Annotated in this window: 25 protein-coding genes; 18 read left to right on the top strand and 7 right to left on the bottom strand. The window is 39.4% G+C overall.

Annotated features, from left to right (window positions below):
* Position 1: 1 nt before the first annotated feature.
* Positions 2-139 carry a hypothetical protein gene (locus AC3KZC_RS11530; RefSeq protein ID WP_490577975.1) on the top strand — a complete coding sequence of 46 codons (138 nt, stop codon included), beginning with the start codon at positions 2-4 and terminating at the stop codon, positions 137-139.
* A gap of 14 nt (positions 140-153) precedes the next feature.
* Here AC3KZC_RS11530 and smrA read toward each other — a convergent pair whose 3' ends face one another.
* From smrA to AC3KZC_RS11515, 3 genes are all read right to left on the bottom strand, one after another.
* Positions 154-735: a DNA endonuclease SmrA gene (gene smrA, locus AC3KZC_RS11525; RefSeq protein WP_490577976.1), complete on the bottom strand. Its 582-nt coding sequence runs from the start codon at positions 733-735 to the stop codon at positions 154-156.
* Positions 736-838: 103 nt separating this feature from the next.
* The gene (locus tag AC3KZC_RS11520) at positions 839-1078 is read right to left on the bottom strand and encodes a hypothetical protein (protein ID WP_490577977.1); all 240 of its coding nucleotides are present in this window, start codon (positions 1076-1078) and stop codon (positions 839-841) included.
* Between the two features lie 94 nt (positions 1079-1172).
* The gene (locus tag AC3KZC_RS11515) at positions 1173-1613 is read right to left on the bottom strand and encodes a hypothetical protein (protein WP_490577978.1); all 441 of its coding nucleotides are present in this window, start codon (positions 1611-1613) and stop codon (positions 1173-1175) included.
* Between the two features lie 141 nt (positions 1614-1754).
* Here AC3KZC_RS11515 and AC3KZC_RS11510 point away from each other — a divergent pair, with 141 nt between their 5' ends.
* Positions 1755-2138: a response regulator gene (locus AC3KZC_RS11510; protein ID WP_490577979.1), complete on the top strand. Its 384-nt coding sequence runs from the start codon at positions 1755-1757 to the stop codon at positions 2136-2138.
* Between the two features lie 134 nt (positions 2139-2272).
* Here AC3KZC_RS11510 and rpsT read toward each other — a convergent pair whose 3' ends face one another.
* Positions 2273-2533: a 30S ribosomal protein S20 gene (gene rpsT, locus AC3KZC_RS11505; RefSeq protein WP_009837310.1), complete on the bottom strand. Its 261-nt coding sequence runs from the start codon at positions 2531-2533 to the stop codon at positions 2273-2275.
* A 335-nt stretch (positions 2534-2868) separates the two neighbouring features.
* On the opposite strand from rpsT, the gene murJ reads away from it, so the two are divergent.
* The 13 genes from murJ (at position 2869) to AC3KZC_RS11440 (ending at position 17489) form a co-directional block, all read left to right on the top strand.
* Complete coding sequence (gene murJ / locus AC3KZC_RS11500) at positions 2869-4404, top strand: murein biosynthesis integral membrane protein MurJ (RefSeq protein WP_490577980.1); 1536 nt, start codon at positions 2869-2871, stop codon at positions 4402-4404.
* A 66-nt stretch (positions 4405-4470) separates the two neighbouring features.
* Complete coding sequence (gene ribF, locus AC3KZC_RS11495; RefSeq protein WP_490577981.1) at positions 4471-5391, top strand: bifunctional riboflavin kinase/FAD synthetase; 921 nt, start codon at positions 4471-4473, stop codon at positions 5389-5391.
* A gap of 30 nt (positions 5392-5421) precedes the next feature.
* Complete coding sequence (gene ileS, locus AC3KZC_RS11490; protein ID WP_490577982.1) at positions 5422-8250, top strand: isoleucine--tRNA ligase; 2829 nt, start codon at positions 5422-5424, stop codon at positions 8248-8250.
* Between the two features lie 9 nt (positions 8251-8259).
* Positions 8260-8757, top strand: coding sequence for a signal peptidase II (lspA, locus tag AC3KZC_RS11485; protein ID WP_490577983.1), 498 nt, complete (start codon positions 8260-8262; stop codon positions 8755-8757).
* Positions 8750-9190: an FKBP-type peptidyl-prolyl cis-trans isomerase gene (gene fkpB / locus AC3KZC_RS11480; protein WP_490577984.1), complete on the top strand. Its 441-nt coding sequence runs from the start codon at positions 8750-8752 to the stop codon at positions 9188-9190. The genes lspA and fkpB overlap by 8 nt, the downstream gene beginning before the upstream one ends.
* Positions 9190-10119 (top strand): 4-hydroxy-3-methylbut-2-enyl diphosphate reductase, encoded by a 930-nt coding sequence (gene ispH / locus AC3KZC_RS11475; protein WP_490577985.1) that lies wholly within the window; start codon positions 9190-9192, stop codon positions 10117-10119. The genes fkpB and ispH overlap by 1 nt, the downstream gene beginning before the upstream one ends.
* A 26-nt stretch (positions 10120-10145) precedes the next feature.
* A complete protein-coding gene (locus AC3KZC_RS11470; protein ID WP_490577986.1) occupies positions 10146-11162 on the top strand; it encodes a sensor histidine kinase in 1017 nt (338 codons plus the stop codon).
* A gap of 1 nt (position 11163) precedes the next feature.
* Complete coding sequence (locus AC3KZC_RS11465) at positions 11164-11874, top strand: LytR/AlgR family response regulator transcription factor (RefSeq protein WP_490577987.1); 711 nt, start codon at positions 11164-11166, stop codon at positions 11872-11874.
* A gap of 112 nt (positions 11875-11986) precedes the next feature.
* Positions 11987-12532, top strand: a complete 546-nt coding sequence (gene pilV, locus AC3KZC_RS11460; protein ID WP_490577988.1) for a type IV pilus modification protein PilV — start codon at positions 11987-11989, stop codon at positions 12530-12532.
* A complete protein-coding gene (locus AC3KZC_RS11455) occupies positions 12532-13515 on the top strand; it encodes a PilW family protein (RefSeq protein WP_490577989.1) in 984 nt (327 codons plus the stop codon). The genes pilV and AC3KZC_RS11455 overlap by 1 nt, the downstream gene beginning before the upstream one ends.
* Entirely contained in the window at positions 13503-13997 is a 495-nt protein-coding gene (locus AC3KZC_RS11450) for a pilus assembly protein PilX (RefSeq protein WP_490577990.1), read from the top strand. The genes AC3KZC_RS11455 and AC3KZC_RS11450 overlap by 13 nt, the downstream gene beginning before the upstream one ends.
* Positions 13997-17083 (top strand): pilus assembly protein, encoded by a 3087-nt coding sequence (locus AC3KZC_RS11445; RefSeq protein ID WP_490577991.1) that lies wholly within the window; start codon positions 13997-13999, stop codon positions 17081-17083. The genes AC3KZC_RS11450 and AC3KZC_RS11445 overlap by 1 nt, the downstream gene beginning before the upstream one ends.
* Positions 17084-17093: 10 nt before the next feature.
* The gene (locus AC3KZC_RS11440) at positions 17094-17489 is read left to right on the top strand and encodes a type IV pilin protein (RefSeq protein WP_490577992.1); all 396 of its coding nucleotides are present in this window, start codon (positions 17094-17096) and stop codon (positions 17487-17489) included.
* Positions 17490-17510: 21 nt separating this feature from the next.
* Here AC3KZC_RS11440 and AC3KZC_RS11435 read toward each other — a convergent pair whose 3' ends face one another.
* Both AC3KZC_RS11435 and AC3KZC_RS11430 read right to left on the bottom strand, forming a co-directional pair.
* Positions 17511-18026 carry a GspH/FimT family pseudopilin gene (locus AC3KZC_RS11435; protein ID WP_490577993.1) on the bottom strand — a complete coding sequence of 172 codons (516 nt, stop codon included), beginning with the start codon at positions 18024-18026 and terminating at the stop codon, positions 17511-17513.
* Between the two features lie 47 nt (positions 18027-18073).
* On the bottom strand, positions 18074-18595 hold the full coding sequence (locus AC3KZC_RS11430) for a GspH/FimT family pseudopilin (protein ID WP_490577994.1): 522 nt from the start codon (positions 18593-18595) through the stop codon (positions 18074-18076).
* Positions 18596-18768: 173 nt separating this feature from the next.
* On the opposite strand from AC3KZC_RS11430, the gene glnB reads away from it, so the two are divergent.
* Positions 18769-19107, top strand: coding sequence for a nitrogen regulatory protein P-II (gene glnB, locus AC3KZC_RS11425; RefSeq protein ID WP_009837293.1), 339 nt, complete (start codon positions 18769-18771; stop codon positions 19105-19107).
* 44 nt (positions 19108-19151) lie between these two features.
* On the opposite strand, the gene AC3KZC_RS11420 is transcribed toward glnB, so the two are convergent.
* Positions 19152-19904 (bottom strand): outer membrane protein assembly factor BamD, encoded by a 753-nt coding sequence (locus tag AC3KZC_RS11420; RefSeq protein ID WP_490577995.1) that lies wholly within the window; start codon positions 19902-19904, stop codon positions 19152-19154.
* Between the two features lie 124 nt (positions 19905-20028).
* Between AC3KZC_RS11420 and rluD the strand changes: the two genes are divergently transcribed.
* Both rluD and pgeF read left to right on the top strand, forming a co-directional pair.
* The gene (gene rluD, locus AC3KZC_RS11415) at positions 20029-21006 is read left to right on the top strand and encodes a 23S rRNA pseudouridine(1911/1915/1917) synthase RluD (protein WP_490577996.1); all 978 of its coding nucleotides are present in this window, start codon (positions 20029-20031) and stop codon (positions 21004-21006) included.
* Positions 21006-21734, top strand: a complete 729-nt coding sequence (gene pgeF / locus AC3KZC_RS11410) for a peptidoglycan editing factor PgeF (RefSeq protein WP_490577997.1) — start codon at positions 21006-21008, stop codon at positions 21732-21734. Before rluD ends, pgeF begins: the two co-directional genes overlap by 1 nt.
* Positions 21735-21758: the final 24 nt, after the last annotated feature.

Genomic DNA, 21758 nt, shown 5'->3' with positions numbered 1-21758 from the left:
TATGCAGCGTTCTGCAAACCGTGGAGTTAAACTAAGTTCTGTTGCTTTGGTTGTTGCGGTGTTAGCTATTTCTGCTTGGTTTAACCAAGCGTCTGCACAAAGTGTTGATTCTTGTGTAGACACCATTCAAACAAAATAAAGCCCTACAGGGCTTTATCTCTTTTTAAAGTGCGCTTCTCGATTTTCTTGCTTCTTTTCATCATTTTTTGTCAGTAATACATAAGTTGCGCTAACCCCACCATGCTGTTTTTGCGCGCTGTAATAGGCAAGAACTATTGGCATGTCAGTTAACCATTTTGCACAGTAACTTTTAAGTACAGCAGCATGAGGTTTATTGTAAAGTCCTATACCATGTCGAATTAAAATGGTGCGAATATTACGTTGTTGGCATTCATGTAAGAAACTGATTAAAGTATCTTTTGCACGATTAAGTTTGACGGTTTGAAGTTCTAAACTGGCATCAAGTTGATATTTCCCCAAGCGAAGATTTTTAAAGACCCCAGCTTGTACACCTGTTTTTTTGTAAGATAAAACATCGTAGGGATCGACAAATACGATCGGTTCTTGCGTTAAAGAATTTTGATGTAAATCATTGTCGGCTAATGCAGCTTTTTGTTTCTCAAGTTGCGCATCCGATGGTGTGAGTAATTTTTTTGCTCTGATGAAAGGGCTATTACTAATAGGTACTACATCTTGCAAGAATTCGTTAAATAAAGCGTCATCAGAAATGGTCATAACGCACCTCTAAACTTTTTGCTCAGTATAACCATTATGCGAAGGTGAGACGAGGTTTTTACTGTGATTACTAGGAAAACCTCATAGAAGTAACTTATTGTGTTTAGTCTAGGTCTAGTTGACCATGTGTATATACTTTAAATAAATAAAAAGCATTGATCAGTACTAGGGTGATATTAGAAATATTGCCTGTGGGTAATGCTTCAAATCGATGACATATGAAAAGGATAATGCAACCACCTAATGCAGCTATGCGTAGCCATATGACGTTATTAATAAAAAAAGCGCCAATGCAAAGTGCTAAACCTATTAAGTTGATTGATTGTGTAGCTAGAAGCTCCATTATTCCTTTTCCGGTATGATATTTTGAGCGCTATTATGGTGATAAATTATGCAGTAGACAAATGAGAATAATTAAAATTTACTCATTAGTTTTTCTAATCATTAATCACATGAATGAATACGGCTAACATTCCTCTTTTTTCGATAATTCTGTATTTTTGGCAACCCGAAATATCAGTATTAGTGTGACAAAAAAAGATATTTTCTTCTTCATTATCTATCGATACATTTATATGGCTATCAAGTATTCGCTCTTCAATGAAATAAAAATCAGGCCAATATATGCTTTGAGCAACAAGGCCTGACTTCTCGTAAGTAATTAAGCTGGGCTTGGGAGAAATTAAAATGATACCAGTTATGATTGCGAATGTTGCTAAACGTATCAGTGATATAGGCTTTTTTTGTACAGGGCTGTCGGTGTCTTTTAATGGTGCTGCTTTAGCGTGCATTGTGTGCGCTTTTGCTTTTTTTGCACGCTGTCGTTTTTTTAGTTCATCCGCAGATAATATTTTTTGTTGTTTAATCTTTATGGACATAATGGTTTTTTTAATTAGACTATGAATGGCATGTAAACTGATAATTTAGCACACAAGCTATTGGTTAGCGTCTATAATAGCTCATATAGCTTAAGCAGCAACCGCAGCGTAATTATAAGAATTAAATTAATAGGATGAATTATGGATGCAGATTTCTCTGTATTAATTGTTGATGATGTTGGTACGGTACGAAACTTTCTCCAGCAAACATTAGTGCATTTAGGGATTGATAACATAGATCAAGCATCAACTGCAGGGCAGTGTTTGCAATTAACTCAGGATAATAAATATTCGATTATTTTTTTAGATATCGAGCTACCTGATGGAAATGGTAAAGAAATTATTGAAAAGCTAAATGATATATCACCAAGTAGTAATGTGGTGATGGTTTCTGCTCACTCGACCGTTGAGAATGTTAAAGACGCAATCGACAAGGGGGCAAAAGGGTTTGTCGTTAAGCCTTTTTCACCGAAAAAAATAGCTGCTATTTTGAAAAAATTTGCACCTGATTTAAAGCTATCATAATTTTTTAGGTGTTAAGCATACTTTTTAAGTGAGTGAATATGATGCCTAATAGGGAAGTAGCCGTTAAAAAAGTATTATTGAATTTTAGTTATAAAAAAACCGGCAAATGCCGGTTTTTTTGTAATCAAAACAAATTAAAGTGCTTTGATTTTTGCAGCTAAACGGCTCTTGTGACGAGCAGCTTTGTTTTTGTGAATTAGACCTTTAGTTGCGTAACGATCTAATACAGGTACAGCCACTGTAAAAGCTGCTTGTGCAGCTTCTTTGTTGCCAGCTTCAATAGCGGCAATTACTTTTTTGAAAAAAGTACGCATCATTGAACGACGACTTGCGTTGTGTTGACGGCGTTTTTCGCTAGTTAAAGCGCGTTTCTTTGCAGACTTGATGTTAGCCAAGGTTTGCTCCTAACAATCTTAAATAAAGCTTAATTTAAAGGCCGAGGAATATGCCTTTATTTCGTGATAATGTCAATTATCTTTTCATAAAAACCACTTCTTAACGAACATCCTTTTGGCCGCTCTAGCAGTTAATGTCGCTATTGTAACAAAGTAGTCAGTATCAGTACTAGTCTTAATTGTCTGTTATTATCAGAAAAAAATAAACTGCTTGCTGATAATGTTGTGTCGTTGGCAGTTGTAGGTTTTGTGGCATAATGGCATGTTGTTTTTCGGTAATCTGAAGGTGGGGCGTGGGTAAAGGGTTATTTAGGTCAGGAATGATAGTCAGTGCGATGACTATGATATCAAGAGTCCTTGGTTTAGTAAGAGATTCTGTTGTTGCGAATTTACTCGGGGCAAGTGCCGCTGCGGATGTCTTTTTATTTGCCAATCGTATTCCTAATTTTTTGCGTCGCCTATTTGCGGAAGGTGCGTTCGCACAAGCGTTTGTGCCTGTATTAAGCGAAATAAAATCTCAACATGGCGATGATAGTGTCAGAGAGTTTATTGGCAAAGCGAGTGGTACCTTAGGTGTTATCTTGCTTATTATTACTGCCTTAGGGGTGATTGGCTCGCCGGTTGTGGTTGCTGTTTTTGGCACTGGTTGGTTTATTGAGTGGCTTGATGATGGTCCCGGTGGTGAAAAATTCGAACTTGCGGCAGTGATGCTTAAATTAACCTTTCCTTATTTGTTTTTTATCAGCTTAGTGGCACTCTCTGGTGCGGTACTTAATGTTTATAATCGTTTTGCTGTTGCTGCTTTTACCCCTGTTTTACTCAATATTAGCTTGATTGCCTGTGCACTATTACTTCATGACCAATTTAGTTCACCAGGCTTTGCGCTTGCCATAGGTGTATTTATTGGTGGAATAGTGCAGTTATTATTTCAAATTCCATTTTTGTATAAGGCGCGATTATTAGCAAAGCCTCAGTGGGCTTGGCAAGATGAGAATGTTAAAAAAGTCAGAAAACTAATGTTACCTGCGATATTTGGGGTGTCAGTCAGTCAAATTAATTTATTACTCGATACGGTTATAGCTTCCTTGTTGACGACAGGCTCTATCGCTTGGTTATATTATTCTGATCGGTTAATCGAGTTTCCACTCGGATTGTTTGGAATTGGTATTGCGACTGTGATCCTACCAGCTTTATCTAAACTGCATGTTGAACAACAAGGTCATCGTTTTCAAGCGACTCTGGATTGGGGGGTGCGGTTTGTTATTTGGCTTGGATTACCTGCTTTATTTGGTTTGATTGTCATTAGCCCAATTATTATTACTGTTTTATTTGGTCATGGTGCGTTTATGGCTGAAGGTGTTGATAATATAGAAAAAGTATCACATGGCGTAACTGCTTATGCTGTTGGTCTGGTGAGTTTTATGTTGATAAAAGTATTAGCTCCAGGTTTTTATGCACAGCAAAATACAAAAACACCGGTGAAGGTAGGTATTATTGCTCTGGTATTGAATATGGTTTTTAATTTAATGCTTGCGCCTTTTATGGGATATATTGGTTTGGCCTTGGCAACCTCTCTTTCAGCAACGTGTAATGCATTGTTATTATATTACTTTCTTTCTAAACAAGGTGTTTATCATATTTCTCGTTTTAGCATTATTTTTAGCTTAAAGTGCTTGGTATCGGCATGTGTAATGGCGGGTATTGTTTATTATGTTGAAGGTTTATTTGCATGGCAGCAAAGCACTTTGGTAGATCAAATTTTGGTTTTGACTGGGCTTTTGATATTGGCAGCAACGAGTTATTTTTTAATGCTACTGTTACTGGGTCTGAGGCCTCATATGATAAAAAATGTCATGGGTGCTGAATCCTAACAAAAAAAAGATTATAATCGCCACTTAGTGTGCATTTGGCTTAAAAATAGAAAGGTTATTAACTCGATGGAGCTAGTGAGAGGCGTTCATAACATTAGAGACCGACATCGAGGTTGTGTACTCACAATTGGTAATTTTGATGGCGTACATTTGGGGCATGTTGCAGTACTCAACGGCTTAATTTCGGACGCAAAGCGCCTTGGTTTACCAAGTACCGTCATGTTATTTGAACCTCAGCCCCAAGAGTTTTTTGCCAAAAATCATGCTCCAGCTCGTTTGACTCGTTTACGAGATAAACTGACTTTATTAAAAAAAATTGGTATTGAGCGCGTTATTTGTATTCAATTTAATGCAGCTTTTGCTAAATTAGCGCCAGAATATTTTGTTGACGTTATCTTGCATCAAAAACTTGGGGTTAAAGCACTGACAGTTGGTGATGACTTTAAGTTTGGTAATAATCGCAGTGGTGATTTTAGCTTGTTGCAGCAATTGGGCGAAAAGCTTGCAATATCTGTACAAAATACAGCAAGTTATCGTCAAGAAAATTGTCGCGTCAGCAGCACAGCCATTCGAAAATCGCTTGTAAATGCTGATTTTACGGCGGCACAACAGATGTTGGGTCATCCTTATACTATTTCAGGGCGAGTGATCCATGGTTGGAAAAAAGGCAGAGAGCTTGGTTTTCCGACAGCCAACATCGCGTTAAAAAGACAAGTAAGTCCATTACATGGGGTGTTTGCAGTGAGTGTTGCAACCACCAACGGAATACTACGGGGCGTAGCTAATATCGGCTGTAAACCGACACTCAATGGAAAAACCACATTGTTAGAAGTACATTTATTTGATTTTTCAGATGATTTGTACGGAAAATTTATTAGCGTAGAAATAGTAAAAAAACTACGCGATGAGCAAAAATTTGACACCTTAGCTGACCTTATTTCACAAATTCAAGCAGATGTGAAAATAGCTAAGCAGTGTTTTATTTAATTTTAGTAGCCGATACGGAAAGTAGGATTAATGAGCGACTACAAACATACTTTGAATCTACCGGAAACCGAGTTTCCAATGCGCGGCAATCTTGCCAATCGCGAACCAAGCATGCTCAAAACATGGTATGAACAGGATTTATATGGCCAAATTCGTAAAGCGAAAAAAGGTAAAAAAACGTTTATTCTGCACGATGGCCCGCCATACGCTAATGGTAATATTCATTTAGGTCACTCAGTTAATAAAATTTTAAAAGATATTATTATCAAGGCTAAAACCCTTTCTGACTTTGATGCACCATTTGTACCTGGTTGGGATTGCCATGGTTTACCGATTGAATTACAAGTTGAAAAGAAAATTGGTAAGCCAGGACAAAAAGTAACGGCAGCTGAGTTTCGTGAAAAATGTCGTGAATATGCTAATCAACAAGTCGATGGCCAAAAAACGGACTTTATCCGTTTAGGTGTGCTTGGTGATTGGGATCGCCCATACCTAACAATGAATTTTGATTTTGAAGCAAATGCAGTGCGTGCTTTAGGTCGTATCATCAAAAATGGCCATTTTCACAAAGGTTCTAAACCTGTACATTGGTGTACAGATTGTGGTTCAGCACTTGCTGAAGCGGAAGTGGAATATCAAGATAAACAATCGCCAGCTATTGATGTGAGCTTTAGCTTTATTGACCAAGCATTACTTGCTGAAAAGTTTTCTTTACTTGCTGATCACCAAGGTGAAGGCGATGCTAAAGTCGTTATTTGGACAACGACACCATGGACATTACCTGCAAACCGCGCAGTTGCGCTTCATGCAAATGTTGAATACAGCTTAGTTCAAGTTGAAACTGACGCAGGTAAGCAACGTTTAGTCATTGCTTCTGATTTAGTAAAAGATGCAATGGATCGCTATGGCTTTACTCAATATCATGCACTTGGTTATTGCCAAGGTGCTCAACTTGAACATCTTCAAGTTCAACATCCTTTTTATGATTTTACTGTGCCAGTTATTTTGGCTGAACACGTTACTATCGACTCAGGTACGGGTGCTGTTCATACTGCGCCAGGTCACGGTCAAGAAGATTTCGTGGTTGGTAAACTATATGATTTAGAGGTCGCCAACCCTGTGGGTGCAAATGGTGTTTATCTACCAGACACGCCACTTTTTGCTGGTCAACATGTGTTTAAAGCGAATGCAAGTGTTATTGAAGTACTTAAAGAAAAGGGTACTCTCATGCATCATCAAGCATTAACTCATAGCTATCCGCATTGTTGGCGTCATAAAACACCGATTATTTTCCGGGCTACGCCACAATGGTTTGTCAGCATGGATCAAGCTAATTTGCGTGAAGATTCATTGCGTGAAATTAAAAAGACCCAATGGTTACCTGAGTGGGGTGAAAGCCGTATTGAAAACATGGTTGCAGCCCGTCCAGATTGGTGTATTTCACGCCAACGTACCTGGGGTGTACCAATTGCGTTGTTTGTAGATAAAGATACTGGTGATTTACACCCTGATACGGCCAACCTAATTGAGCAAGTTGCATCTCGTATCGAGGAAAAAGGTATTCAAGCTTGGTATGACCTTGAAATTACAGAGTTGCTAAGCGAACAAGATTCACAAACATACGTCAAAGTTCAAGATACTTTAGATGTATGGTTTGACTCAGGCGTGACTCATGCGTGTGTCGTTGATGCACGTGAAGATTTAGTCGGACCTGCTGATTTATACCTTGAAGGGTCAGATCAACATCGTGGATGGTTTATGTCATCGATGATGACTTCTGTAGCGATTAATGGTCATGCACCTTATCGTCAAGTGCTTACCCATGGTTTTACGGTTGATGAAAACGGCCGCAAAATGTCTAAATCATTAGGCAATGTAATTTCACCACAAGATGTGATGAATAAATTGGGTGCTGATATTTTACGTTTATGGGTGGCTTCTACAGATTATACGGCTGAGATGACAGTTTCTGATGAAATCTTTAACCGTGCAGCAGACCGTTACCGCCGTATCCGTAATACCAGTCGTTATTTGTTATCGAACTTAAATGGCTTTAATCCTGCGACTGATTTAGTAGCAGTTGAAGACATGGTTGAACTTGATCGTTGGATTTTAGACCGTGCAGCGGTTATTCAAGATGAAATCATTGCCGCGTACGATGACTACCAAATGTTGGTTGTAACGCAAAAGCTAATGAACTTCTGTACCGTTGAGCTTGGCTCGTTCTATCTAGATGTCATTAAAGACCGTCAATATACAGCTAAAGCGGATGGTTTAGCTCGCCGTTCATGTCAAACGGCGTTATTTCATATTGCTGAAGCTATGACGCGTTGGATGGCACCAATTATGAGCTTTACTGCCCAAGAAATTTGGCAAGTATTGCCAGGTGAGCGCGAGCAGTTTGTTTTCACGGGTGAGTGGTATCAAGGTCTAGTTAAAGCTGAAAATGCTGAAGCAACCAATACATTCTGGCAATTAATTTTAACGGTACGTGACCAAGTTAACAAAGAGCTTGAGAGCGCTCGTAAAGCTGAATTAATCGGTGCTGCGTTGCAAGCAGAAGTGACACTTTATGCTGATGGTGAACTGGCTGCGCATTTAAATAGAGTCGCTTCTGAACTTCGTTTTGTTTTATTGTGCTCAAAAGTGTCAATTTCATCGAGTGCATTAGCAGGTGCAGATACACAAGCAACTGAAATTGATGGCTTAGCGATTAGTGTGTGTGCAACCGCAGGCAAAAAATGTGAGCGTTGTTGGCATTATACCGACGATGTTGGCAGCAATGCGCAACACCCAGACATTTGTGGTCGCTGTGTTACTAACGTAGATGGCGATGGTGAACAACGTCAATTTGCTTAGGAGCAAGGTGTGCTAAATAACAAAAGTGGTTTAGTTTGGTTGTGGTTAACAGTTGTATTATTGCTTGTTGACCAAGTATCGAAATATGTCGTTAGCACACAAATGGAGCTCTATCAGTCGATAGAGCTTTTGCCTGTGTTTAATCTGACATATGTACATAATTATGGTGCCGCATTTAGCTTTTTAAGTGAGGCGGGTGGTTGGCAGCGTTGGTTTTTCAGTATTATCGCTATCAGTATTAGTATTTTATTAACTTGGTGGCTAAAAAAATTACCGGCTAAAAATTTAGTGTTATGTGGTGCTTATTCTTTAGTGCTTGCTGGTGCTTTAGGTAATTTATATGACCGTTTGGCTTATGGTTATGTAGTTGATTTTATTCACTTTTACTATGGTGACTGGCACTTCCCTGCATTTAACATTGCCGATAGTGCGATTTGTATCGGGGCCGGGTTATTACTTTTAGATGCTTTTCGAGATCAAAAGTCAGAGGAGTTAAAGCATGGTTGATGCAGTAATTGGTTCACAATCAGAAGTTGTATTTCACTTTTCAATTAAGTTGTCTGATGGCTCTGCTGCTGATTCAAGTAAGGTTCATAACAAGCCAGCAAAACTAGTGATGGGCGATGGTAGTCTTACTGCTAATTTTGAAAAATGTTTGTTAGGTTTGAAAGCAGGTGACAATAAATCGTTTGAACTTGCACCTGAAGATGCCTTTGGTCAGCCTAACCCTGATAATATTTATCATCTAGATCGTAGTAAATTTGGTGTTGATGTACCTGCTCAAGTGGGCGCTATTATTGCTTTCACACAACAAGATGGTACTGAGCTTCCTGGACTTATTCGTGAGGTTGCTGGTGATTCTGTAACGGTTGATTTTAATCACCCTTTAGCAGGTCAGCATTTAACGTTTGATGTTGAAATTATTTCGGTGGCCAATTAATGAAAGTTTTATTGGCCAATCCTCGTGGTTTTTGTGCTGGTGTAGACCGCGCTATTAGCATTGTTGAACGTGCATTAGATATTTTTACTGCACCGATTTATGTTCGCCATGAAGTGGTACATAACAAATACGTTGTGGATAGTTTGAAAAAACGCGGCGCTGTATTTGTTGATGAGCTAGATCAAGTTCCTGATGACAACATTGTTATTTTCAGTGCGCATGGAGTGTCTCAGGCGGTTAGGGCTGAAGCAAAACGCCGAGCGCTTCGAGTCTTTGATGCGACATGCCCGTTAGTGACCAAAGTACATATGGAAGTGACACGCGCAAGTCGTCGTGGCACTGAATGTATTTTAATTGGTCATCAAGGCCATCCTGAAGTTGAAGGCACTATGGGCCAATACGACAGTAAAAAAGGGGGGATTTATTTAGTTGAAACAGTTGAAGATGTCGCTAATTTAGCTGTTAAAGACCCTGCTAATCTTTTTTACTGTAGCCAAACGACATTGTCGGTTGATGATACTGCAGATGTCATTGATGCGCTTCGTGCTAAGTTTCCTCAAATTGATGGTCCTCGCAAAGATGATATTTGCTACGCCACTCAAAATCGTCAGGATGCAGTGCGTGAATTGGCTGAAAAAGCTGATGTATTGCTTGTTGTTGGCGCAAAAAATAGTTCAAATTCAAATCGTTTACGTGAGCTTGCTGATAAAATGGGCACAACGGCTTATTTAATCGATGATGCCAGTTCAATGGATCAAGCATGGTTTAAACCAAGTGATACCATTGGTGTGACTGCAGGGGCATCAGCGCCTGAGATTTTAGTTAAGCAAGTTGTTGCTCAACTAAAAGAATGGGGTGCAGATCATGTGGTTGAAAACCCAGGTGAAATAGAAAACGTCGTATTTGCCGTGCCTGTTGAACTAAGATAACGATATTATCGTAATGAGGCGTGAACATGACTTATTATGCTCAGTTTCAAGGCTACTTGTTACCAAGCCTCATTAACGATCGTATTACACTGGCCACCTTAGTGGTTGGTCAATTTTTAGCAATCATTTTATCATTTTCACCATTATCAGCGGGAGATCCTTGGCTTCGATTTGGTTTGGTGAGTCTTTTTGTTCATGTTGTTGCTCTTTTGAGCCTTTTTCTACTGTCAATTATTAAACCTTTCATAAAAAAAAGTACGCTGATCCCACAAGTTATTATTATCTTAGTTGTCGTTAATGGGGTGACTTTATTGGCAACTTTATTTCTACTACAGCTTGATATGTTGCAAGCAGTTTCTTTTTATGAAGTTTTAAGTAAAAACCTATTAATAGCGACTATTTTGGCATTATTGTTTGTACAATTTAGTGTTATGCATTTAGAGCATCACCAAGCGGTTTCTGCTTTTGATCGAGCTGAGCTTGATGCCCTACAAGCGCGAATTAGACCGCATTTTTTGTTCAATAGTTTAAATACAGCTGCTGAGTTAGTGCACCATGATGCCAAAGAGGCTGAGAAAACCATTCTAGCACTCGCTGCGCTTGCTCGAGCGGCTATGCATGCAGGTAAGTCTGTGAGCCTAGCGCAAGAAATTGTATTAGCACAGCAGTATCTACAAATAGAACAATGGCGGCTAGGTGAGCGTTTATCACTTGAGTGGCAAATACCCAATGACATTCCAGAAATACAGCTACCAAGCTTAACCATTCAACCATTGCTTGAAAATGCGGTTAATCATGGGATTGAACCACTCTCAAGTACTGGTGTGATCCGCATTGAAATGTATGTTACCTCACAGTCTGTCACAATCATGATTATTAATCCGATTGCTGAATATGCAGAGTGTGTTCGTGAAAATAATGGTGTTGCGGTTGCCAATATTCAAAAGCGCTTAAGTTTGGCGTTTGCAAATAAAGCATCGCTTACGTTTCATCAGCGCGGTGGTGTGTATCGAGTGAAATTAGTCTTACCGCTAGGAGCATAAAGTGAGGGTATTAATTGTTGATGATGAGCCGCTAGCTCGGTTGAGATTAAAGCGTTTATTACACGAAAATCATCCAAATTTTATCGTGGTTGCAGAAGCTCAAAATGGCGTAGAAGCACTCTCACAGGCAAAAATACATTTACCGCAAGTGGTGTTTTTAGACATAGAAATGCCTTTGATGAACGGTCTCGAATTGGCCGAGCAACTGAATTTATTTACAATCCCACCAGCATTGGTATTTATAACCGCTCATACTAATCATGCGCTTGCTGCAATCCAAACAGTGCCTACGGGTTATTTAGTTAAACCTTTAGAAGCCGAAGCTTTGGCTAAAGTCATTGCTTCATTAGGCAAAGTAAATCGAGCACAAATTGAGAGCCAAAAAGAGGCGTGTATTCAATATCAACTGGGCTCAAATACCCGCCAGTTACTCGTTTCAGAGGTATTGTATATTGAGGCCGACGACAAGTTTTCAAAAGCATATCATGCTGGTGGTGAAGTTTTGCTCGATACGTCGTTAAAGCAATTAGAGCTTAAATATCCTCAACAACTGGTGCGAATTCATCGCAAGGTGTTAATTAACATCCATAAGCTAGAAAGTTTATTTCAGAGCGAACATGGCGTGTTTGTGGTATTGGCGGGACTTGAAAAGCGTTTAGAAGTCAGCCGCCGCGAAAGTAAAAAGATAAAGCTACTCTTTCAAAGCCAATAAATTCATTAACGACCTTTTATCGGGAATTTTTGACCGCTTACTCCTTCCTTGGTTGTGTTGATCCTCAATCAGAATATTCTTATCGTTAGATTATTCTAATTGTGTACAGATTATGATTTATCCTCAACGTCAAACTGGTTTTACTCTTCTAGAAGTTTTAATCGCGTTTATTGTGTTAACTGTTGGCTTGCTCGGCACTGTTGCACTGCAAGCAAAAGCAAAACAAGCGAGTTATGACTCAGTGCAACGCGCAGCGGCACTCGCACTTGCCAATGACATTGTGCAGCGTATTCGCTCCAATGATAGCCCCACCCTGGTTAATGACTATAAAGTTAATTTTAGTAGTGAAAGTAAGCCTGGTTCTATTGCTTCTTGTTTAAGTAATTTATGCAATGCCACGCAGCTTGCTCTTTATGATATTGAAGAGTGGAAAAAGGCAATTAAAGCTAAAGAGCGTACCGGTGCACTGGCTAATGCAAGTGTTTGCATTGACCCCTCATCTCCTGGCGCAAATGAAATAAATTTACAAGTTGTCGTCAGCTGGCAAGGCCGGCAACAAATGACTCAGTCTGATGCTAATAAAGCGATTAGTTGCGGTAGCTCAGAAAATCGTCGTATGGTGGTCATTGATACCTATATAAATGTGAGGAATGGGTAATGAAACAACGAGGATTTACCATAGTTGAATTAATGATTTCGCTCTTTGTTGGGGCGTTTATTCTCGCGGGTGTCATGGTTACCTATGTGGCGATGAAAACAACCACTAAAGATACTTTAGAAATAGGTGATTTACAGGAGTCTGGCCGATTAGCGATGGATATTTTGCGTCGTGATATCGAGTTGGCTGGCTTTTGGGGGACATTTTCACAGTCCCCGAATGAAGCGAACGTATTAGCGCCCGCTTTACCCTCTCCAGATTGCAGTGCAGGTGAAAATAATGCGAGCTTTCCTGTTGCCTCATCATCCAATTTTCGGTTTGTTTATGGTGAGCAAACGAATGGGGCCGCTGTTCTTGGTTGTATATCAAACAGTGTTAGTAACAGTGATGTGATCCAATTAAAAGGGGTGGCTGGTAATGATTCAACAGGCCAACCTACCGGTTCAAATCAATATTATTTTGTTGTAAACCCTAACGCTATTTCTGTCATAAGTGGCACTGGCGCCATTGTTGCCACTCCCTCAGGGTCGTCGCTTTGGGCTTATAACCACCATGCTTATTATGTTGCCGATGATAGTTATATCGTTAATGGTCGTACATTAACGGTACCTACCTTAATGAGGAAACGTTTAACAGCCAATGGAATAACGACCGAAACTATTATGGAAGGAGTTGAAAATATTCGCTTTTTATATGGTATGGATTTTAATGGCGACAATCGCGTTGATACTTACAAAACGGTAACACAGATGGGTGCTTCAGATTGGGAGCAACAAAGTGGTGTTATTTTAACGGTGCAAATGTTCATTTTAGTGCGGTCGATGGATATAGACAGAGACATGAAAGTTGAGAGTCGAGCTTATACCTTAGGCGGTACCGGGCAAAATGCGCGAACACTTACTTTTAATGATCAATATCGTCGCATGTTGTTTGTTTCAACAGTACGTTTGGATAATGGAGGCAATGACAGATGGCAATGGTAACCCAACATAAACAAGAAGGTGTCGTGCTGGTGGCGGCATTAGTCATGATTATTGCAATGACGGGGATTGCTGTGAGTTTAATGAGTTCCAGTTCATTAGACTTAAAAATGGTTAATGCGGCGCAAGAAAGTGAAACTGCGGAAATGATTATAAAAGGTGATTCTGACTTATCACTACGCGGTGCGATGAATGAAAAAGGCGCAAGTAAATTATTATGGCTAAACGGGCAGTTTGGCGGGATTGGTGTATCACAAGATATTACCGATGAAAATGCGAATCCTGAATCTAAAGTGGTTTTATTTAATGAAAACACAGGCCCTACGGAGCTTGATTGCCCACCACAATATGCGGTTACTAATGGCATTAAATGCAATGCACTTAGGATCCAAGCACAAATGAAATATGGTGCCCAGAAGAAGCACCTTGTAGTGGTTCACTCAGGTATTTTGCAAGAACTTGGTGGTGCAGGGCAGGGACAGTAATGAAAAATTTAGTAAATAGTATGTTTGAGAGAAATACCGTGAAGTACTTCAATTTATCGTTAAAACTTTTAGCATTCTCATACTTGTCATTGCAAGCACCTAAAGTAGTTGCGACGGATATTGAACTTTATGTGAATCATAATGTGCAAACCACCGAAAAGCCCAGGGTGATGATTGTATTTGATACCTCAGGTAGTATGAATTGGTCAGTTGTTAATGGTGCACGATGCACGAATGATGGTAATGAAATTGAATGTTCCGACAGTCGCTTAAGTGTAGCTAAAGCCGCAATCAAAGGACTAATCCAAAGTAATCCTGATATTGAATACGGTTTAATGCGCTTCAATGGCAGTCGTGGTGGGTATGTTTTATCCGGTATGGGTACATCGCATTCCACAATTCAAAGTAAAATAGACCAAATATCTGCATCAGGCTCAACACCTGTGACGGAAACGTTTTACGAGTCTTATCTTTATTTAACAGGACAGGACCTTGCCTATGCAAAAGTCGTAAATGCCCGCGATAAATCGATAGATAATGGTGATAATTATGACTCTCCTTTTAAACCAAAAAAAGAAAATGGTGTAGATGTTCTTCGCTGTGATAACAGTATCAATATGATTATTATGACCGATGGTGATCCTACGAATGATGAGGGGGCAGATGATGCGATAACGTATTTATATAAAAGCAAATATGGTAGCAATCCAGCTGAAAAATCAGGCAGTTATTTAAACTCTTTAGCGAAATATATGCTCAATGTGGATTTGTACCCTGCAACTTCAGGCGTCACTGATATAGCCCGTACTTTTACCATTGGTTTTGGTACAGGTATGAGTTCTAATGGTAAAGCATTATTAAAACAAACAGCATCAGATGGTGGTGGTGAATACCTTCTGGCCAGTACTGCCGCGCAATTAACAGAAGCGTTAAAAAAGACCATTACTAAAATCCGTCAAATTAACGATACCTTTACCTCACCTTCGGTTGCTAGCAGTCAAAGTGACCGTACCCAAACGCTTGATTCAGTATATTTTGCGATGTTTTACCCCAATACTGGCCCACGCTGGGATGGCAATATCAAAAAATTGAAAATGTCCGGTGAAAAGTTGGTTGATAAAAATAATGATGCCGCTATTGATGAAGATGGGAATATTAAAAAAACGGCCTCGACATTTTGGTTAAAAGAAAATGAAGCTGCTGATGGTAATGTGGTTGGAAAAGGAGGCGTATCTGCACAGCTTTCTGCAATGAGGTCACGAAAAGTATATACAGATGTTGGTACTGCAAGTACGGGTAACAGTATGCCGACATTTAATTTTGATAATGTGAAAGCATCTTTAAAAGCGAGCCCTGTATTTAGTGGGTACACCGACCAAAAGTTGGCAGATTTAGTCAATTGGAGTGCAGGTATCGATATTAATGATGAAGATTTAGATAACAGCAAAACTGACTTAAGGCCCGCGATTTTTGGTGATCCACTGCATTCACGCCCTGTTGCGATAAATTATGGTGATGGCGATATTCGATTATTAGTTGGCACCAATGCTGGCTTTGTCCATATGTTTAAAGATAGTGGTACATCGGATGCTATTAGTGAAGAGTGGGCGTTTATTCCATCTGAACTTTTTTCAATTTTACCCGTTTTGAAAGACAACGTTATTCCGAATGTTGGTGAGGGTAAAGTATATGGCATGGATTTAACGCCAACGATTTATATTGATGATGCGAATGATAACGGCATTATCGAATCGGGTGATAAAGTGTGGGCTTTTGTCGGCATGCGCCGCGGAGGCTCATCCTATTATGCTTTAGATATTAGTGTTGCTGATAAACCAAAGTTACTTTGGTCATCTCCTATAAACCCATCAAAATCAGGTTATAGTTTGCTTGGGCAAACATGGTCACAGCCTAAAGTGACCTTTATTAATGTGGCGGGTTATAAAAACAAGCCGTTATTAGTATTTGGTGCCGGTTATGATGTTACAAAAGACACAGATCCAAATGCAAATGACAGCAAAGGCTTAGGTGTTTATATTGCGGATGCGCAAACTGGAGAATTAGTTGCGAGTTTTACTCCAAGTGCAGGCACTGTGAACTTTAATGGATTAAAAAATAGCATACCTTCAGATATAGCATTACTCGATTCTGATTACGACGGTATGGTAGATAGAATGTACACAGCAGATACAGGCGGTAATGTTTGGCGTATCGATATGCCTAGTGACTCACCAAATGGCGCAGAACCTTGGACTGTCATTCAGATTGCTGCTTTAGGTGGTTCAGGTGCATCAGACCGAAAATTCTTTTATCAACCTGAAGTTGCGCGAACTTACTTTAGCAAAGTAACAGAAACTACTATCGATAATAACGACTCAATATCAAAACAACTATCACGCAGGCAAACACCTTATGAAGCCATCTTAATTGGTAGCGGTAATCGTACAAACCCAAAAAATACCAGTGTTGATGATCAGCTTTTTATGATCCGAGATGAAAAGGTTTTAACACAATCATTTACTTCAAGCTCTAAGCCCAAGATAGTGACTGTTGACCAACTTATGGACATTAAAGCCAAATCATTTGAAAATAAAACAGTTGACGATTTTAGAACCTTAGAAGCGGAGTATGCGAAGAACTTTGTTGGTTGGCGCTATGCACTTGGAACAGCTGAGAAAGCCTTAGCTAAACCTGCGGTAATTGGCGGAGTTGCTTATTATACGTCCTTTACACCTGCAAGGGATACTAATGTAATGCAATGCGACATCAATGGTGGTTCAGGTGCACTTTATGCATTTCATTTACATTATGGTGCTAAAATTTATGATAATTTAAAATTTAATGTTGGTAATAAAGTGCCATCAACACCTCAGCTTATTTTTGACAAAGGTAAGGATGATAGCAGCCAATTTTTGTTAATTGGTGTGGGGAGTGGTCAAGAAGGTAGTGGTGTTATTAAAGCTAAGGCTATCTCAAATAACCTAGTACCTATAGACGAGAATGGTGATGGTAGAATTGATTTAAGTGGTGATTTTGTTGGTTTAAAAACCCACAGAACTTATATTTATCGAGAAGCAGACTTTTAAGGCAATTAATATGAAACACAAAGGATTTACATTAATCGAGGTGATGATTGCTGTCACAATAGTGGGTATATTACTAGCAATAGCAATACCTAATTATAGTGAGCATGTGAAGCGCTCTGCACGCACAGAGGCAATAACAGCGTTACTCGATATAGCCAATAAACTTGAGCAATACTATGTGGATAATCATCAATATACAGCTATTTTGGCTGATATTGGTGTTCAATCGACAACGACAGAAACAGGGTTGTATAGCTTAGAAATAAAGACTACCAATTCGAACTCGAAGTTTACTGTAAAGGCAACCCCAATTTCGGGGATTGCTTTACAAGATACTACATGCACTAGTTTTACCATCGCTGATACATCTGAAAAAACCTTTACTGGCGCAGGACCATGCTGGTAATAATAAAAGCCAAAGTGATGTTTATCGATCATTTTGGCATTTCACATCCCTAATTCTATAGCGCCCAGCTTGGCTTATCGTTAGCCTCTTGCCCATAATTTCTGGATATTCTTTAAGGCAATAAATAAAACTACCGGATTGAAAACCTGCAATACTGCCATCAGGGCGATAGGTAATTGCATGGCGAGGGTATGTAAGAGAGTCTGAATCTGGAACTGCCTCTATCATGAATATAATGGTGTCGGTATCATCTAAAAATTGGTTAGCATTTGCATCGGTGAATAAATAAATTTTGTCATGCCAGCTATTGGTGCATTGTGCTCCTTTCATTGGACAAAGAGTCATTGCTTGATTGTAGCTAACCGCAGAGTTTCGAGCGTACGCTAAGTTTGTTTTAAGGATGGATAGTTTGTTGTCTTGGCGGTTTTTTGCGAGCATTGGTCCATAAGATGCGTTCGCAATAGAAGTAAGAATTGATAAAATAGTGATGCTCACCATTAATTCTAGTAAGGTAAATCCCGATTGTATGAACTTCATCCTTGAAGCCTTTTAATGATCCTTTTATTTCTAATTTAGCTCAATATTTATGTTCCGCAAGTATAACTAGTTTTACCTAAGTTGTAGGTTTTTCCTGTTGCGGTAACTTCAAAAGCACTATTACTATCGACTTGATCCTTAGGGCAGTAAACAAAACGGTGTGCACCTGATGTGCGCCCTTGGCCATTGTAGCTTATAGCCCCAGTCCCTAAAATCTGGCTGAATTTATCTTGCGATTTGACTGTGCTCATAGTTCGTAAAATCGTGTCATCAGGCAGGTCGAGCTTTTGGTTATTATTTACGTCAACAAAAACAGTAACTTTATCTAACTGCCAGTTTGAACTACAAACATTATTATTTAGTGGGCACATAGTCACAACTTGGTCGACAGAAGAAGCTTTTGCCCTTGCAAATTTAAGGTTTCGGGTAAACTCATCAACAAAACTACTGGCCCTGTCACTGGCAAGCATGGAGCTTGCATTAAACATCGCAATGGCAGAAATAATACCAAGAATTGCAATGCCCACCATTAGCTCTAAAAGAGTAAAACCTCGATTTTTATACAACATGTGAGTCTCCTTTTTTCTAAGTATAACGTTTATTTTTTGTCCTGCTAAGCCTTATTTTATCAGTATTTTTACTGATTTTTTACATTTGAATTGAAGGCTTAAAAATCAGTAATTGCGCCAAGTAGCTTGATTGTCTAAAATCGAAGCAATTAAGTTCTAATTTGGGCGCAACAATGAAAAAAATCGAAGCCATAATCAAACCTTTTAAATTAGATGATGTCCGTGAAGCGTTATCTGAAATTGATATTACAGGAATGACAGTTTGTGAAGTAAAAGGGTTTGGCCGTCAAAAAGGGCATACAGAGCTTTATCGTGGTGCTGAATATATGGTGGATTTTTTGCCAAAAGTGAAATTAGACATCGTACTGGCTGATGAAGATGTCGACCGTGCAATTGATGTCATCATTAAAACAGCGCAAACAGGAAAAATTGGTGACGGCAAGATATTTGTCACTGATATCGAGCGTGTAGTGCGCATTCGTACCGGTGAAGAAGATGAAGCTGCAATTTAATTTGTATTACTGAAACATTAAAAAAGGCGCTTAATGCGCCTTTTTTAGTTTTTGTTTACTTGTAAAATTTGTTTTGAATGATCTCGAAGATCAGTCAGGCCTAACTTATCATAGCTCTTTACCATGAGTTCTAAGGCTTCTTTGACATAACTGCTTTGGCCAAAGTGCTCAACCACATATTTACCTCGGTTTGCAGCGGCTAAATAAGCCTGACGATCATAATAATAATTCGCTACTTTTACTTCGTAACGAGCCATTTTGTTCAATAACCAAACTTGACGTTTTTTGGCTTCATCAGCGTAACTACTCGTCGGATATTTTTTGATTAATGTGTCTAAGTCTTTGTAAGCTTGGCGTGTTTTAATTGGGTCGCGATCGGATCTATCGACACCAAAATATTCTTGGAATGCATTTTCATCGGCTTTTATGTTATTCAAACCGCGCATGTAATACATGTAATCAAGATCTTTATGGTTTGGATTTAAACGAATAAAACGGTCAATCGTTGCAATTGATTTGTCAGTATTGTTTGACTGGTAATGTGCATAAACTAAGTCCATTTGAACTTGTTTTGACATTGGACCAAACGGATAGCGTGAATCGATTGCACTGAGTAATTCAATTGCGCGAATATATAAACCAGAATCCAAAGTTTGTTTTGCATCGTCATATAAAGCTTGGGCTGACTTGTTTGGCACTCGTTCAATTTGTTCTTGTTCAGGTTTTGATGAACATGCACTTAGCATTAGAAGAATTAAAGCTGCGCTAAAAACACGTTTCCCTTTTATATTTATCATTTATTAACTACCTTTGTTGTCTTGAGCTAGGCCAAGTCGGTAAAACCGAGTAAACTATACCTAATTAAGCGATTCTACCCCAGTCAGCACGAGCTTGCACTGGTAAATTAGGTAAACATGTTAAATGGCTGAGCAAATATCTTTATCCGCTGAAGTTCCTTTAGAACTTGGTGGCAAACGTCTAGACCAAATTCTCGCTGAATTGTTCCCTGAATATTCTCGATCTAGGATAAAAACTTGGATTTTAGATGATATGGTGCAAATTAACGGGGAAGTTAAAAATATTCCGAAAGAAAAGTTGTTTGGTGAGGAGCAAGTTGTAATAAGTGCAACGATTGAGCCACAACGTGAATATGAAGCCCAAAATATTGCTTTAAATATTGTCTATGAAGATGACGATATTTTAGTAATTAACAAACCCGCTGGGTTAGTAGTGCACCCAGGTGCAGGTAATGCTGATGGCACAGTTTTGAATGCGCTATTGCACCATAGTCCTGAAATAGCCAACGTGCCTCGCGCAGGTATCGTGCATCGTCTTGATAAAGACACAACAGGTTTGATGGTGGTTGCGAAAACAATTCCGGCACAAACACGTTTAGTTGCGAATTTACAAGCCCGCTACAATTTTACTCGTGAATATGAAGCAATTTGTACTGGAACTATGACAGCGGGTGGCATGATAGATAAGCCTATTGGGCGTCATGCAACAAAGCGAACTCATATGGATGTAACAATTACAGGTAAACCTGCGGTAACGCATTTTCGTGTAGCTGAAAAGTTCAGAAGTCACACACGTTTAAGATTACGTTTAGAAACTGGCCGTACTCACCAAATTCGTGTGCATATGTCATATCTCTCGCATCCACTGGTTGGTGATCAATCGTATAATGGCCGTCCAAGACCTCCGAAAAAAGCAACACCAGAGTTATTTGAGTGTTTGCAAAAATTTCGCCGTCAAGCATTACACGCAGTGATGTTAACCATTGAACACCCAATTACGGGTGAGATGATGACTTGGCACGCGCCTATTCCGGATGATATGCAATATCTGACCGAAGTATTACGTGCTGATACAGCGCTTCATGGTCGCGAAGATTATTAATGGAACTTGTTTACCCTAATTGGTCTGCGCCTTCGCAGGTCAATGGGTTTTCAACAACACGAGATGGAGGCATTTCTCAGCCTCCATTTGATGCGCTCAATCTGGGTTTTCATGTCGGCGACGATGTTAGTCACGTTCAATATAATCGCCAACTCTTAAATCGACACCTACCAGCTCCAGCTCTTTGGCTGAATCAAACACACAGTAATACCGTTGTTGTGGTCGATTCTGATTATCCAATACAAGGGCGCACACCAGATGCGGATGCATTTTATACCAAATGCAAAAATCAGCCGATGGCCATTATGACAGCCGATTGCTTACCTATTTTTTTATGTGATAAGCAAGGCAGCCAAATTGCGGTAGTGCATGGAGGATGGCGTGGTTTAGCAAGTGGTATTATTGCTAATACGGTTGCACAATTTGATTGCGCCACTACGGATATTTTAGCGTATTTAGGTCCCGCAATAGGACCTGATGCGTTTGAAGTTGGAAGCGATGTAGTTGATGCCTTTGCATCTTTAGGAACAGCATCATTATTTAAAGTAAAAACTAACGGACAATATTGGGCCGATATTTTTGCCATTGCCACGAGTCAGCTTAATCAATTAGGTATTAACGCAGTGTTTTCTGAGCAATTGTGTACATACCAAAATCCAGATTTATTTTTTTCATATCGCCGCACTCCTCACACAGGGCGAATGGCCCATATTATTTGGTTAAGCTAAAGCTGATCTAAATCAATAATCTTT

The sequence above is a fragment of the Pseudoalteromonas sp. J2K-J031 genome (assembly GCF_058197095.2).
Note: the sequence above shows the minus strand (reverse complement) of the source record. Positions and strands in the feature narration are given on the sequence as shown.